General features: G+C 34.0%; 15 protein-coding genes. 8 read left to right on the top strand and 7 right to left on the bottom strand.

Annotated features, from left to right (window positions below; genetic code table 11):
• The first annotated feature begins 121 nt into the window (after positions 1 to 121).
• A complete protein-coding gene (locus QSV08_RS08115; RefSeq protein WP_324027896.1) occupies positions 122 to 985 on the top strand; it encodes an RluA family pseudouridine synthase in 864 nt (287 codons plus the stop codon).
• Between the two features lie 77 nt (positions 986 to 1,062).
• Here QSV08_RS08115 and QSV08_RS08110 read toward each other — a convergent pair whose 3' ends face one another.
• Entirely contained in the window at positions 1,063 to 2,241 is a 1,179-nt protein-coding gene (locus QSV08_RS08110; RefSeq protein WP_324027895.1) for a hypothetical protein, read from the bottom strand.
• 162 nt (positions 2,242 to 2,403) lie between these two features.
• Entirely contained in the window at positions 2,404 to 5,184 is a 2,781-nt protein-coding gene (gene uvrA / locus QSV08_RS08105; RefSeq protein WP_324027894.1) for an excinuclease ABC subunit UvrA, read from the bottom strand.
• 243 nt (positions 5,185 to 5,427) lie between these two features.
• Here uvrA and QSV08_RS08100 point away from each other — a divergent pair, with 243 nt between their 5' ends.
• The 4 genes from QSV08_RS08100 (at position 5,428) to QSV08_RS08085 (ending at position 7,425) form a co-directional block, all read left to right on the top strand.
• On the top strand, positions 5,428 to 6,009 hold the full coding sequence (locus QSV08_RS08100) for a sigma-70 family RNA polymerase sigma factor (RefSeq protein WP_324027893.1): 582 nt from the start codon (positions 5,428 to 5,430) through the stop codon (positions 6,007 to 6,009).
• Between the two features lie 74 nt (positions 6,010 to 6,083).
• Positions 6,084 to 6,227 carry a hypothetical protein gene (locus tag QSV08_RS08095; protein WP_299324852.1) on the top strand — a complete coding sequence of 48 codons (144 nt, stop codon included), beginning with the start codon at positions 6,084 to 6,086 and terminating at the stop codon, positions 6,225 to 6,227.
• Positions 6,228 to 6,627: 400 nt separating this feature from the next.
• Positions 6,628 to 7,209, top strand: a complete 582-nt coding sequence (locus tag QSV08_RS08090) for an RNA polymerase sigma factor (RefSeq protein WP_133673739.1) — start codon at positions 6,628 to 6,630, stop codon at positions 7,207 to 7,209.
• A gap of 72 nt (positions 7,210 to 7,281) precedes the next feature.
• Entirely contained in the window at positions 7,282 to 7,425 is a 144-nt protein-coding gene (locus QSV08_RS08085; RefSeq protein WP_324027892.1) for a hypothetical protein, read from the top strand.
• 15 nt (positions 7,426 to 7,440) lie between these two features.
• Here the strand turns inward: QSV08_RS08085 and QSV08_RS08080 are convergent, their stop codons facing one another.
• Positions 7,441 to 8,103, bottom strand: coding sequence for an endonuclease III domain-containing protein (locus tag QSV08_RS08080; protein WP_324027891.1), 663 nt, complete (start codon positions 8,101 to 8,103; stop codon positions 7,441 to 7,443).
• A 55-nt stretch (positions 8,104 to 8,158) separates the two neighbouring features.
• Here QSV08_RS08080 and bcp point away from each other — a divergent pair, with 55 nt between their 5' ends.
• The gene (bcp, locus tag QSV08_RS08075; RefSeq protein ID WP_324027890.1) at positions 8,159 to 8,611 is read left to right on the top strand and encodes a thioredoxin-dependent thiol peroxidase; all 453 of its coding nucleotides are present in this window, start codon (positions 8,159 to 8,161) and stop codon (positions 8,609 to 8,611) included.
• A gap of 78 nt (positions 8,612 to 8,689) precedes the next feature.
• On the opposite strand, the gene QSV08_RS08070 is transcribed toward bcp, so the two are convergent.
• Positions 8,690 to 10,144, bottom strand: a complete 1,455-nt coding sequence (locus QSV08_RS08070) for a TonB-dependent receptor (protein WP_324027889.1) — start codon at positions 10,142 to 10,144, stop codon at positions 8,690 to 8,692.
• Positions 10,145 to 10,314: 170 nt separating this feature from the next.
• On the opposite strand from QSV08_RS08070, the gene QSV08_RS08065 reads away from it, so the two are divergent.
• Together QSV08_RS08065 and QSV08_RS08060 are read left to right on the top strand one after the other, a co-directional pair.
• A complete protein-coding gene (locus QSV08_RS08065) occupies positions 10,315 to 11,091 on the top strand; it encodes an MBL fold metallo-hydrolase (protein WP_324027888.1) in 777 nt (258 codons plus the stop codon).
• Between the two features lie 2 nt (positions 11,092 to 11,093).
• A complete protein-coding gene (locus tag QSV08_RS08060; RefSeq protein WP_324027887.1) occupies positions 11,094 to 11,588 on the top strand; it encodes a hydrolase in 495 nt (164 codons plus the stop codon).
• On the opposite strand, the gene QSV08_RS08055 is transcribed toward QSV08_RS08060, so the two are convergent.
• From QSV08_RS08055 to QSV08_RS08045, 3 genes are read right to left on the bottom strand one after another with little or no spacing between them, the layout of a single operon-like run.
• Positions 11,585 to 12,244 carry an alpha/beta hydrolase gene (locus tag QSV08_RS08055; RefSeq protein WP_324027886.1) on the bottom strand — a complete coding sequence of 220 codons (660 nt, stop codon included), beginning with the start codon at positions 12,242 to 12,244 and terminating at the stop codon, positions 11,585 to 11,587. The two genes, QSV08_RS08060 and QSV08_RS08055, sit on opposite strands and share 4 nt — an antisense overlap.
• A 4-nt stretch (positions 12,245 to 12,248) precedes the next feature.
• The gene (locus QSV08_RS08050; protein WP_324027885.1) at positions 12,249 to 12,578 is read right to left on the bottom strand and encodes a hypothetical protein; all 330 of its coding nucleotides are present in this window, start codon (positions 12,576 to 12,578) and stop codon (positions 12,249 to 12,251) included.
• Position 12,579: 1 nt separating this feature from the next.
• Positions 12,580 to 13,839: a dihydroorotase gene (locus QSV08_RS08045; protein ID WP_324027884.1), complete on the bottom strand. Its 1,260-nt coding sequence runs from the start codon at positions 13,837 to 13,839 to the stop codon at positions 12,580 to 12,582.
• Positions 13,840 to 13,865: the final 26 nt, after the last annotated feature.

Raw genomic sequence — 13,865 nt, 5'->3', positions numbered from 1 at the left:
TAAGAATCGGTTGAAATTTAGGTTTATATGCCAAGGAACATTAACTCACTTCAATTTATTAATAGTCCAAAAGTTTATGTAGTAGGAATCACCTAAAACCTAATTAACTTTGAAGGATACTATGCTACAAAAAGAAACACATATTGTAAATGAAAATGTAACTCCTAAGAGATTGCAAGAATATGGGGTAGGGGTGTTTCAGCGTATATCGACAAAATCTGCTTTAAAGAAAGCGATAAAGAAAAAATTGATTTTAGTTGATGGGGTAATTGCTGCTACTGCAACTATGATTATTGGTGGAGAAACTATTGTATATAAACATCCGGCAGAGAATGAATACAATACTCGGCTTATTTTAAAACTAGATGTTATTTATGAAGATGAATACTTGGCAGTTATCAATAAACCAGCAGGAATTCTAGTAAGCGGTAACGGATTTAAAACCGTGGCTAATGCACTAGTCCAGAATTTACATAAGAGTTCTGCTACAGATGCTGTTAGTCCGCAACCTGTTCATCGTTTAGATTACGCCACAACGGGTTTGCTATTGGTTGGTAAAACAAGTAGTGTTATTACTAGTCTCAATCAATTATTTGAAAACAAGAATATTGAAAAGGAATATTTTGCGGTTACTATTGGAGGTATGGATACTGTTGGAACTATAAATAGCGATATAGATGGCAAACCCTCGAAGTCTTCTTTTGAAGTTTTAAAATCAATTGTATCTGAGCGCTTTGCATATCTAAACTTGGTAAAACTGAGTCCGCATACGGGTAGAAGGCATCAATTAAGAAAGCATTTGTTATCTATTGAGAATCCTATTTTAGGAGATGCCACTTATTTTTTAACCGAACTCCAATTAAAAGGGAAGGGATTGTATTTACATGCGAGGTCACTTCGGTTTCAACATCCTATTACTAATGAAGAAATGTATATTGAATCTAAGCTGCCTAAAAAATTCACCAAACTTTTTTCAGATCATTAAGTTTATACAAATAGAAAAAGCGCCGCAATGAATTAATCATTGCGGCGCTTTACAACTAACCAACCTAAAAACTTATTTTAATTACTTCTGCTACTTCTAGTCGCTGAACTTGTTCTTGAACTTGAGCTTCTAGCAGGAGCTTTACTTACTGATCTTGAACTAGAACTTCTACTTACAGTACTTCTAGACGGACTACTAGTCACTTTTCTAGATACAGTACTACGTTGCGTTCTGGTATTTGTTGCAGTTCTAGTATTAGAACTTCTGCTTACCGGTTTTTTGTACGTAGTAGTAGTTCTTTTTACAGTGGTACTTCTTGGTGTACTGCTTACTTCTCTTTTAGTAACCGTTCTGTTTGGCGATGTACGCACTGCAGAGTTATTACTTCTTGTAACTGTTCTACTTTGTGTTGTTCTACCGCTATTGGTATTACTACGTCTTACAGTAGTAGATCTATTTACGGTTGAACTTCTATTTGCTCTTGTTTTACTATTAGAAGCCAACGTTCTATTCGTTCTTAAACCATTATCTCTTTTAGCAACAGTTCTGTTACTTCTAAAGTTGTTATTTCTTACTGCAACTCGCTTATCATTTCTGTAAATGGTAGCTCTATTATTTCTTACCTTATTGTATTTATATTGTTTACCAACATTTACATAAGACCTTCTAAAGTTATTTCTGTAAGGACTATAGTAAGAATATCTAACAGGAGTATAATATCTTCTGTAAGGACTATTGAATACAAAACTAAAACCAACTGCAGGTCTTACAAACCATCTATGAAATGGACGGTAAACATAACTTCTGTTATATACATTGATATACCCTGTGTGGTAATCATAGAAACCACGGTTGTTATAATAAACATTCATGTTACCTACACTACGAACTCTGTTGTTTGAGTAATTGATATTTACATCACCAATTTCGCTTACACGACCATAGTAGTCATAAAAGATAGATACATTCTCTACCTGAATTACTGCACCATAATCGTCGTATTGAGCAAATGGACTGTAATCGTAACCAGAGTTAAATGTTACTCCGTTTTTACTTCCTGAAACTTGGTTTTCAATATAAAAATCAAATTCACCATCAGGGTAAACAGAAAATGTAATTCCGTTTTCTATAAAAATAAATGAGTTGTCGTATTTATAAGTATTGCTGTTTGCAACCTTATCTTCATTAATACCTGTAGCGAAAACACCTGTGGTGCTAAAAATAACCGCTGTTAATAGTAGTACTAAGTTTTTCATAATATAAGGTTTAGATCTGCCCCTTAGGCAGTTGTTCTAAATGTAATTATTTACATTCTCTTAGTGTATTACAAACAGCGTGCCAAAAAACGAAACCCTTGATTATACTAATGATAATCAAGGGTTTAGATGTTAATTTAATATTTCGCTTATTAAGATATTCTAATTTAATTTCTCTTTTAAGTAGCTAGCGGTATACGATTTTTTACTTTTTGCAACCTCTTCTGGTGTGCCTTCGGCTAATAGCTGACCGCCATTTTCACCACCACCCGGTCCGAGATCAATAATGTAATCAGCACATTTTATTAATTCTATGTTATGCTCGATGACCACAATCGAGTGTCCTTTTTTAATAAGGGCATTAAATGATTTCAATAATTTCTGAATATCATGAAAGTGTAATCCGGTGGTTGGCTCATCAAAAATGAACAGTGCTTTGTCTTTCGTGCTTCCTTTTATTAAGAACGATGCTAATTTAATACGTTGCGCTTCACCACCAGATAGGGTAGAAGATGATTGACCTAAGGTTACATAACCTAAACCTACATCTTGTAATGGTTTTAGTTTGGTAACAATTTTAGTCTGTTCTCCGGTTTCAAAGAACTGAATAGCATCGTCGATGGTCATATTAAGAACATCATCAATATTGGCATTATTGAAAGTAACTTCTAATACTTCTTTCTTAAATCTTTTACCACCGCAAGTTTCACACTCTAAGTGTACATCGGCCATAAATTGCATTTCTACAGTAATTTCACCTTCGCCTTTACATTTCTCGCAACGCCCACCATCTACATTAAAAGAAAAATGTTTTGGCTGGTAGTTTCTAATCTTGCTTAGTTTTTGCCCAGCATATAAACTTCTAATATCATCATATGCCTTAATATAAGTAACAGGATTAGAGCGAGAAGATCTACCTATTGGGTTTTGATCAACAAATTCTACATGCTTAATATGTTGGTATTTACCTTCTACAGATGTATACTGGCCAGCCTTTTCACCATAGCCTCCAGTTTCCTTTAATATAATAGGATATAGTAATTTCTTAACCAAGGTACTTTTACCACTACCAGATACTCCCGTAACTACAGTAAGCATATCTAAAGGAAAAGTGACATTGATATTTTTAAGGTTATGTTCACGCACACCTTTAATAGTAATATGGTTTTTAGAAGTTCTACGTTCTTTCGGCACTCTAATCTCCATCTTACCATTCAAATACTGTGCGGTAAGCGATTTTGATTTTAAAATTTCTTTCAATGTTCCCTGTGCCACAACTTCACCACCATGTGTACCAGCTTCCGGACCTATATCGATGACCATATCTGCAGCTTTCATGATATCTTCATCATGCTCTACTACAATTACGGTGTTGCCTAAGTTTCGTAGCGATATTAAAACTTCTATTAGATTTTCTGTATCTCTTGGGTGTAAACCAATACTAGGTTCATCTAATATATACATAGAACCCACCAAGCTACTACCTAATGAGGTTGCTAAATTTATTCGCTGACTTTCCCCACCCGATAGGGTGTTCGATTTTCTATTTATGGTCAAGTAGTTTAATCCTACTTTATTTAAAAATCCTAATCTGGTATTTATTTCAACTAAAAGTCTCTTCGCAATTGTAGCATCATTTTCATTTAGCTTAAGCTCATTAAAGAAAACAATCAATTTTTCGATGGATAAACCTACTAATGATGAAATAGATGCTCCGCCAACTTTTACGTAATCTGTTTCTTGTCGTAATCGTTTTCCGTTACATACATTACATTTAGTTTTACCTCTATATCTAGAGAGCATCACCCTGTTCTGAATTTTATAGCTTTTCTCTTCTAACATTCCGAAGAACTTATGAAGACCTATAAAATGTGCATTACCATCCCAAACTAATTGTTGTTGATCTTCAGAAAGTTCAAACCAAGGTTTATGAATAGGAAAATCATACTTGTACGCAGAGTTTACCAATTGATCGCGATAAAAACTCATGCTTTCACCTCGCCACGGGAAAATGGCATTTTCAAAAACAGATAAAGCAGTATTTGGCACTACCAAATCTTCATCTATACCTATAACATCGCCATAACCTTCACATTTAGGACACGCACCATACGGATTGTTAAAACTAAAAAGGTGAACATTGGGCTCAAGAAATGTCATACCGTCCAGCTCAAACTTATTACTGAAAGGCGTTTGTTTGCCATCTGCCAATTCTTCAATAATGCATTCGCCCTTTCCTTCAAAGAAAGCAGTATCTACAGCATTTGCCAAACGATTATAAAAATCTTCGTCGTCTTTGGTTATAATTCTATCGATTACCAAGTCGAATTTTTTACCAATATCTTCTGGTGCTTGATCAATACGAAGAACCTTGTCATTATACTTAATACGAGCATAACCTTGTTTAGAAAATAACTCTAAAGACTTAAGGGCATCTCTATCATCACGAATAGTGATAGGTGCTAAAAGTAAAAGTTTAGTTCCTTCATCATATGTTTTAACATGATTAACTACATCTGTAACCGTATGCTTTTTTACTTCTTTGCCTGAAATAGGCGAGAAGGTCTTACCAATACGTGCATATAATAGCTTTATATAATCATAAATCTCAGTAGTTGTGCCTACCGTAGATCTTGGGTTGGTAGAATTTACTTTTTGCTCTATTGCAATTGCAGGGGCTATACCTTTTATATAATCGACCTTTGGCTTGTCCAATTTGCCTAAAAACTGTCGCGCATATGAAGAAAGACTTTCTACATATCGTCTTTGACCTTCGGCATATAGGGTGTCAAAAGCTAAGCTTGATTTACCAGAACCAGACAAACCTGTTATTACAACAAGTTTATTTCTAGGTATTACAACATCAATATTTTTAAGGTTATGCAGTTTTGCACCTTTAATTATGATGTTTTCTTTCGGATTTACTTCGGTGAGTGTAGGCATACAAATATCTAAGGATACAAAGATACGCTTTGCCTTATTTCTGAACTAAAAAATGCAGTTTATCTAAAAATAGTAGAAGAAATTTTCACATTATTATAAGAGTATTTATTTTTTTATATCTTTGGGATCTCATAAAAATTCAATTAGCCTATAACGCAACATTACTTTTAAAAGTTAGAATTTAACCATTAGACCCTTATTCATTAGAATCTGGGGCTGCTTTTTAACCCTACAAGTAACGTTATGGTAGTACAAATTGAAGATTCCCAATTAGTAAAAAAATACATTCAAGGAGACGAAAGAGCTATCGAAGCGCTTATTAATCGTCATAATTCTCGTCTTACAGGTTTTATCTATTCTAAAGTAGGTGACCGCGAACTAACCGAAGATATTTTTCAAGATACATTCATGAAAGTTATACGTACCCTAAAAAGAGGTGCATATAATGAAGAAGGTAAATTTTTACCTTGGGTAATGCGTATTGCGCATAACCTGGTTATCGATCATTTTAGAAAGCATAATAGAATGCCAATGTATAATAGCAAAGAGAGCTATAATATATTTTCGCTATTAGGTGACGATAAGTTGAATGCAGAAAAGCAATTGATCAAAGAACAGATAGATTCTGATTTACTCCGTATAATCAAAGAGTTGCCAGAAGATCAGCAAGAAGTTTTAGAGATGCGTATATATAAGGATATGAGCTTTAAAGAAATTTCTGATAATACAGGTGTCAGTATTAATACCGCATTAGGTAGAATGCGCTACGCATTAATTAACCTTAGAAAGCTGGTAGAGGCCAATAATATAGTTTTAACGAATTAATTGGTCGCAGGTCGAGTGGATCTACTATCTTCATACATGTGTCGTTCTTTAGATGAACCTAAACAACACGTAACATGGAAAAATTATACACGAAAGACCAGAATAAGACCAAATTGGTAAAAGCTAAGCCAGAAACAATTCAGTTTTTGCTTTCTTATTCTAAGTCTTTAAATATTACTGAAGTAGACGGATTGCAGTTTGAGAGTAATTTGAACTAGAATAATCCTACAAATATATATAAACCCCTTAGGCATTGCCTAAGGGGTTTTTTGGTTTTAAATGGGTTTAGTGCTGCAATTTACTGCTTGTAGCCAACTTATTACTCGTAAGTGAACTAGGTATTCTATACTACCTTATATATAGGTATAGTAATGTCGGGCTAATAATAAAGGGCTTTTAGGTCATTTTTACCTTTCCTACATTTCTCTGCCGAACTATCTGAAATTGTATTTATTGTGTAGAAATATACTTTTTCGATGTTTCACATCATAAATACGTGTTTTGACAACATACTTTTTCCTACAGCCACCCTTTTCTCTAGTTTTATATCAGAAATAAGAAACAAACCAATTAACTAAAAGATTTCCCACGCTTAACCAATTAAAGAAAGTAACTCGTATGAAACTACAAATTGAAGACTCAGAATTAGTTAAAGATTATATCAGCGGTAACGAAGGTGCCCTTGAAATTTTAATTAACAGACACAATCAACGTATTACTAGTTTTATCTATTCTAAGGTTTTAGATAGGGATATCACTGAAGACATTTTTCAAGATACTTTTATTAAGGTTATTAAAACTTTAAAAAGAGGTAAGTATAGTGAAGAGGGTAAGTTTTTACCTTGGGTAATGAGAATTTCTCATAACCTAATTATCGATCACTTTAGAAGAAACAAAAGAATGCCAATGTTTGAAGGTAGCGATGACTTCAATATTTTCTCTGTAATTGGAGACGATAAGTTAAATGCTGAAAAACAATTAATAAAAAATCAAATAGATTCTGACCTAAGACAATTAGTTGAAGAGTTGCCAGATGATCAGAAAGAAGTTCTTTTAATGCGTATCTATAAAGATATGAGTTTCAAAGAAATCTCTGAAAACACTGGGGTTAGCATTAATACTGCTCTTGGTAGAATGCGTTATGCTTTAATCAATCTTAGAAAAATCATTGAAAAAAACAATATAGTTCTTACCAATTAAGATGGTGTAGAAATTAGAATAAACAATATTTCCAAATTTGCGTCGTTATTTTATTGTAACAACGTAGGAAGTATGGAAAAAATTTACTCTAATTACCAAGAACAGACCGGATTTAACAAAGTTTGTCCGAAGACAATCAACTTCTTATTGAGCTATTCACAAGCTTTATTTGAGTTTGAACACGAGAATTTAGAATTCGAAACATTTTTGAATTAATAAAAAAGCCCGCAATTAGCGGGCTTTTTTATTTTTATAGTACTCGTTAAGTACTGTTTTTCTACCAATAGTCTTTGTAATTATATCTTTCTCCATATCCCAGCCTCTTGCTGGTGAATATTCACGACCATACCAGATTATTTGTAAATGAAGATCGTTCCAAATCTCTTCTGGGAATAGTCGTTTTGCATCTTTTTCTGTCTGTACCACATTTTTTCCGTTGGTAAATCCCCAACGATATAACAATCTATGAATATGAGTATCTACAGGAAATGCAGGTATACCGAATGCTTGCGATATTACCACACTTGCCGTTTTATGACCTACAGCCGGTAATTCTTCTAAATATTCAAGTTCTTTTGGTACTTGACCATTATGTTTATCAATTAATATATGCGATAATCCATATATACCTTTTGCTTTCATCGGCGATAAACCAACAGGCTTGATGATTTCACGTATTTCTTCTACGCTTAATTTTATCATATCATACGGGTTGTCAGCTTTAGCAAATAGGAGGGGAGTAATTTTATTTACTCTCACATCGGTACTTTGTGCTGACATCAAAACTGCAATTAATAAAGTGTAAGGGTCTTTATGATCTAAAGGCACAGGAATTTCTGGATAAAGCTCTTGAAGCGTAGAAATTGTAAATGCTATTTTTTCGGCTTTCGTCATTAATTGTTTAATTTTGATTCAAAATATTTAAACACAAATTTATAAAACTTCATTTATGAATACGTTAAAAGTTGGTGATAAAGTTCCTTCATTTTCTGTTAAAGATCAAGATGGTAATACTATTAAGTTGGAAGATTATGCTGGTAAAAAACTAGTTGTTTTTTTCTATCCAAAAGCAAGTACACCTGGTTGCACGGCTGAAGCATGTAATTTAAGGGATAATTATAAAGAATTGCAATCTGAGGGCTATGAACTTTTAGGAGTTAGTGCCGATTCTGAAAAGAGACAGGCAAAATTTAAAGAGAAATATGAATTTCCATTTCCATTATTGGCAGATGAAGACCATACTGTTATCAATGCTTTTGGTGTATGGGGGCTAAAGAAATTTATGGGGCGTGAGTACGATGGTATTCATAGAAAAACCTTTGTTGTAGATGGTGATGGTATTATTACTAAAGTAATCGATAAGGTGAAGACTAAAGATCACGCAGCTCAGCTATTAGATTGATATTTAGTATTTTAAAAAATAAAAACGCCCATTTGAAATGGGCGTTTTTTTGTTATTGCTATTTTAAGAATCCACTACTTATTCGGTTTCTTGATCATCTGTCTTTCTAGTAAACAGTTGCCTTTTTTTAATGATTTCAGCAATTCCTTCCGGTAGCATTTTTTCCCAACCTTCATCATTGTTCATTAATTTCTTAAGAACATCTCTAGAGAAAATATGCATTACTTCTGGTTCGTAATCTATGATGTCCATAACCTTGCCATTGTATTTAAAGAACTTGTACAATTCTTTCATACGTGGGTGAACCTTAACATTATTACTTGTCATAATCTGACCAGTATCTGGGTTCTTCATTGGGTATAGATACACCTGTAAATCTTTAAAGAATAATTTACCGAATGCTTCTAGTATACCACCACTTAAATGACGGTAATATTTTTCATCGAATATGTCTACCAGGTTGTTTACACCCATGGTCAAACCAATTCTGTTTTTGGTGTAATTATTAAAGTATTCTACTAATTTGTAATACTCTTGAAATTTAGAAATCATTACCGAATGACCAAGAGAACAAAGCAATTCTGCCCTATCCATAAAATCTTGTTCATCGATTTCACCAGATGCTTTTAAGTTAGAAAGCGTTATCTCAAAAATTACGATGGTATTGTTTTGATCAACACCTTTATCACGAATGAAAATGTCATAAGACTTTTCAAACATATCTAAATTCACTTTGGTTACAGGTCTAAAACTACCACGTAAGGCTAAAATATTCTTTTTGTAAAGTATAGCCGCTGGCAATAGGTTATTACCGTCAGGACCGAACATTACAGCATCTGTCATGTCATTTTTAATAAGCTGTAAGCTCATTAAACGGTTATCAACATCTTTGAAATTAGGTCCAGAGAAGTTGATCATATCAATTTCTAAGGTATCCTTATCTATATGGTCATATAGATATTTCAACATTTTCTTTGGCTTATGGTACTTGTAAAATGCACCGTATATTAAGTTAACACCAAGAATACCTAGCGTTTCTTGTTGTAATCGTGCTTCGTTTTGCTTAAAACGAATATGAAGAATAATTTCATCATATTCTTTCTGCGTTGGGTCTAGTTGGTAACGAATACCGATCCATCCGTGACCTTTGTATCGTTTAGAGAAATCAATGGTGGCTACCGTATTTGCATATGAAAAGAACAATCTTTCTGGGTGGTTTTCGCGACTAATACGCTCTTCCATCAATTGCATTTCATAATCAAGCATGGTTTTTAATCTCGCTTGGGTTACATATCGCCCATCTGTCTCGATACCATAAATTGCATCACTAAAATCTTTGTCATAGGCACTCATTGCTTTTGCAATAGTACCCGAGGCACCACCAGATCTAAAGAAATGACGTGCGGTTTCTTGTCCGGCGCCAATTTCTGCGAAGGTTCCGTATATATCCGGATTCAGATTTATACGTAGGGTTTTTGCTTTAATAGAGGGAATATTTTCAAAAACACTATCTCTTTTTAATACCGATGCCATTTTTTACCTGTTTAGCTTTTAACAAAGTTATAAAGAATGGTTGTGACATTGGGCAATAGCGGTAAAAAAAAGGCATAAGTTTCGGTTATTGTTTTTATTCCCTTTTAAATACAGCGATCTTATAATTTAGAACTACCGATTTTATTAAAAAGGAATTAAATTTGTATCACATGATGAACAAATTACGTGTAACATTTTTAGGAACGGGAACTTCTCAAGGTATTCCAATAATTGGTAGTACGCATCCGGTTTGTTTGAGTGATAACCCAAAGGATAAAAGACTGCGGGTTTCAGTTTTACTTTCTTGGGATGATTATAACTATGTTATTGATTGTGGTCCAGATTTTCGTCAGCAAATGCTAACCCATAATGTGATGCATCTTGATGGTATTTTATACACGCATGAACATTCGGATCATACTGCTGGTTTAGATGATATTCGTCCTTTTTTCTTTAGACAAGGTAATATTCCTATTTATGCTCATAAAAGGGTAGTGGAGTCTTTAAAAACTCGTTTTGCGTATATATTTCAAGAAAAGAACAAATACCCGGGTGCACCAACAGTTGATATCAATCTTGTTAATAATAATGAGCCATTTAAGATTGGTGATAGCGAGGTTACACCAATTAATGTCTTGCATAACGAACTTCAGGTCTTTGGCTACAGATTAGGGGATTTTACTTATCTCACTGATGTAAAAACGATTGAACCAAAAGAGATAGAGAAAATAAAAGGTTCTAAAGTTGTTGTGGTTAATGCATTAAGATTAGAGCCTCATATTTCTCATTTTAATCTAGAAGAGGCACTTGCTTTTATAAAAGAAGTTAACCCGGAAAAAGCATACATAACACATATTAGCCACTTGCTTGGTTTTCACGAAGAAGTAGAAAAAATACTGCCGAAAAATGTACATTTGGCATACGATAATTTAACTATTACTATTTAACTATGAAGAGCAAAATATACCTTTATTTATTTCTATTTGTATCCTTAATCTGTCTATACCTAGTTGTTAGCAGTGGTAATATGACTAAAGCTAATGCTGAAACTATTACAAGGCTAGAAAGTAAAGTGGAAAATTTGAAAGACTCGCTTCAGAGATCTTCTTTGAAAGTACTTGATATGCAGTATTTTTCTTTAGAGAATAATGACGATGCACTTGCTTATTTCGAGCATTTAAATATAAATGATCCTGCAGCCTATGTTGCCGATAAATTATTGGAAACCAATGCTCAAAAAGGTGATAATCCGTTAGTACCTTATGAAGGAATGCAGAACGAGTTTAAAATCAATAAAATCAAAGTACTGAACCATAAATGGATACTTACCGATTTCTCTGATGGTAAATATTGGGGCGAGCTGTTGATTAAGTATGAATTAAAAGATGACCTAGGTGTAGATTTCACCTTAATTGATCATCTTTTATATACGCGTAGTAACTAGATTTTATCTGAAATCCATTTTTTAAGGGAGTAGAAATTCTGCGGTGCAACACCATGCCCTGCAGGAAATTCTTCATACACGTGCTTAATACCTAACGTTGTTAATAATTCGGGTGCTTTTCTAGCCCAGTCTACCGGTATCACTTGATCCATATCGCCATGAGAGCAATAGAAATTAAGGTTATCGAAGTTGTTATCCTTATAAGAATCTATTAATATATCTTCATTAATATATCCGCTTAAAGCGATAATATTCTTTACTTTTTCAGGATATGATAATGCCACGGCATAACTTAGAATGGTACCTTGACTAAAGCCTAAAAGGTTTACATTATTTTCATCTAACCCATACGTAGAACAGGCTTCATCAATGAAATTCTTGATTTTGTCGCGAGATTCAATGGCTTGGTCATCATCACTCCATTTTCCTTTTTCATCATCAAAATTAATGGCGTACCAAGCATAACCATAAGGCTGTAATATATAAGGTGCACGAACGGCTATAATACATAGTTCTTCTGGCAATTCTGGAGCGAAAGAAAATAAATCTTCTTCATTACTACCGTAGCCATGCAGCATAAAAAGTACTGGTGGTTTTTTATCGGTTAAGCTAGAAGGCTTAATAATGTGTTCTAAAGAAAGGGGAGCTGTTGTCATTATATTAATTTATAAAAGTGAACCATTTTTGAAAGTAAGGTCCCAATACGGGAACTTCTTGTTCTTTGTTTGCCAATAGGCCTAAAAAGGCATAAAACCATAGTACAATATAGAATATGTAAAGACCGTAAAAGCCATACTCATTACCCCATTGTGCGTTTAATATGGCAAAAGCAAGAAAGATAATATGAAGTCCGAAAGCCTGTCTTGTGTGAAAACGAGCAAATTTGTCTTTTGGTTCAGAATTCATACTTATCGCAATTAGTGCTCCTACAATTGTAAGGTAGGCCACAATGGCGGTTTTTTTTCCGGGTAATTCGGGGGCTTTCTCCATGTTACTTATTTAATACTAATTGGTTATTTGCAATTGATCCAACTACTTTTCCTTTCATTGGTTTGCCGATTGCGATGGAGTTTTTACTGGAGCTAAGGATCTGATCTTCTGAAAATTCGTAAGCATCATCTGTAGTAAAAAGAGAAAGGTTTACTGGTTGTCCAACTTTCAATTCTGGCTCTTTCATTCCGAAAACTGATCTTCCTTTTGTTAGCAGTTCAATAGTGTCTTCAACACCTAAAAGTTCGTTCAACATACCAAAGGTGCTTTCTAGACCTATGGTGCCAAAATCAGCATTATCAAACTCCACATGCTTCAGTTCAACATTCAATGGTGTGTGATCAGATGTTACAAAATCTATAGTTCCGTTTTTAACTCCTTTTTGAAGTGACTTTAAATCTGCTGCCGTTCTCAGTGGTGGCATTACTTTATATTGTGTGTCAAAATCTTCTAACGCACTATCGGTAATAACAAGATTGTGAGCTGCTACGCTGCAGAATACTTGTAATCCTTTTTTCTTGGCATCGGCAATCAGTTTTACAGAACTTGCTGTAGAAATGGTTGGGATAAATAATTTTCCTCCTGTATATTCTAAAATAAATAAATCTCTTGCTATCTGTAATTCTTCCGCTAGGGTAGGTATCCCTTTTAAACCTAATTTGGTGCTGGTAATACCTTCATTAACGATGCCTTTACCAGATATGCTTTTATCCAACGGAAAAGAAAATACGAGTCCGTCGAAATTCTGAGCGTACTGCAACGCAATTTTTAATAGGTTGGCATTTGCCATCGGGTGCTTATAGTCATAAAAGCCTAATGCACCTACATTCTTCATGTCATAAAGCTCTGCGAGTACTTCGCCATCTCCTTTTACAGTTAGGTTGCCTAAAGGGTGTAAACCAGTTAATTGATCTTTGGCTGCATTTTTTAAATAGACAATATCGGAAGCTGAATCTGGTGTTGGGTAGCTGCTTGTATTTAAGATGACATCTGTAAATCCGCTTTTGGCAGCCGTTAACAATCCGTTTTCAATAGTTTCTCTCTCTTCGTACCCAGGCTCACCAAAACTAACGCCGCTATCAAACCATCCTAAAGAAACATGTAAGTTTTTAATATCAATAACCTTTGTTTTACCGCTTGGTTCAATAGTGGTTTCAATAGCATCTATAACTCCGTTTTTAATAAGAATATCCCGCTTCTTTAAATGAAGACTCTTCGTGTTCCCATTTACTATCGTAACAGATTTTAAAAGTATATTCATAGGGTTATGGCTGGTTCGTTACTAGT

The sequence above is a fragment of the Maribacter sp. BPC-D8 genome (assembly GCF_035207705.1).
Taxonomy (GTDB): Bacteria; Bacteroidota; Bacteroidia; order Flavobacteriales; family Flavobacteriaceae; genus Maribacter.
Note: the sequence above shows the minus strand (reverse complement) of the source record. Positions and strands in the feature narration are given on the sequence as shown.

Excerpts from the sequence above, each read along its gene's own strand:
- QSV08_RS08045 (WP_324027884.1), bottom strand. The coding sequence starts at position 13,839 with ATGAATATACTTTTAAAATCTGTTACGATAGTAAATGGGAACACGAAG.
- bcp (WP_324027890.1), top strand. The coding sequence starts at position 8,159 with ATGAATACGTTAAAAGTTGGTGATAAAGTTCCTTCATTTTCTGTTAAA.
- QSV08_RS08100 (WP_324027893.1), top strand. The coding sequence starts at position 5,428 with ATGGTAGTACAAATTGAAGATTCCCAATTAGTAAAAAAATACATTCAA.
- QSV08_RS08055 (WP_324027886.1), bottom strand. The coding sequence starts at position 12,244 with ATGACAACAGCTCCCCTTTCTTTAGAACACATTATTAAGCCTTCTAGC.
- QSV08_RS08115 (WP_324027896.1), top strand. The coding sequence starts at position 122 with ATGCTACAAAAAGAAACACATATTGTAAATGAAAATGTAACTCCTAAG.
- QSV08_RS08085 (WP_324027892.1), top strand. The coding sequence starts at position 7,282 with ATGGAAAAAATTTACTCTAATTACCAAGAACAGACCGGATTTAACAAA.
- QSV08_RS08090 (WP_133673739.1), top strand. The coding sequence starts at position 6,628 with ATGAAACTACAAATTGAAGACTCAGAATTAGTTAAAGATTATATCAGC.
- QSV08_RS08080 (WP_324027891.1), bottom strand. The coding sequence starts at position 8,103 with ATGACGAAAGCCGAAAAAATAGCATTTACAATTTCTACGCTTCAAGAG.
- QSV08_RS08110 (WP_324027895.1), bottom strand. The coding sequence starts at position 2,241 with ATGAAAAACTTAGTACTACTATTAACAGCGGTTATTTTTAGCACCACA.
- uvrA (WP_324027894.1), bottom strand. The coding sequence starts at position 5,184 with ATGCCTACACTCACCGAAGTAAATCCGAAAGAAAACATCATAATTAAA.
- QSV08_RS08065 (WP_324027888.1), top strand. The coding sequence starts at position 10,315 with ATGATGAACAAATTACGTGTAACATTTTTAGGAACGGGAACTTCTCAA.
- QSV08_RS08070 (WP_324027889.1), bottom strand. The coding sequence starts at position 10,144 with ATGGCATCGGTATTAAAAAGAGATAGTGTTTTTGAAAATATTCCCTCT.
- QSV08_RS08095 (WP_299324852.1), top strand. The coding sequence starts at position 6,084 with ATGGAAAAATTATACACGAAAGACCAGAATAAGACCAAATTGGTAAAA.
- QSV08_RS08050 (WP_324027885.1), bottom strand. The coding sequence starts at position 12,578 with ATGGAGAAAGCCCCCGAATTACCCGGAAAAAAAACCGCCATTGTGGCC.
- QSV08_RS08060 (WP_324027887.1), top strand. The coding sequence starts at position 11,094 with ATGAAGAGCAAAATATACCTTTATTTATTTCTATTTGTATCCTTAATC.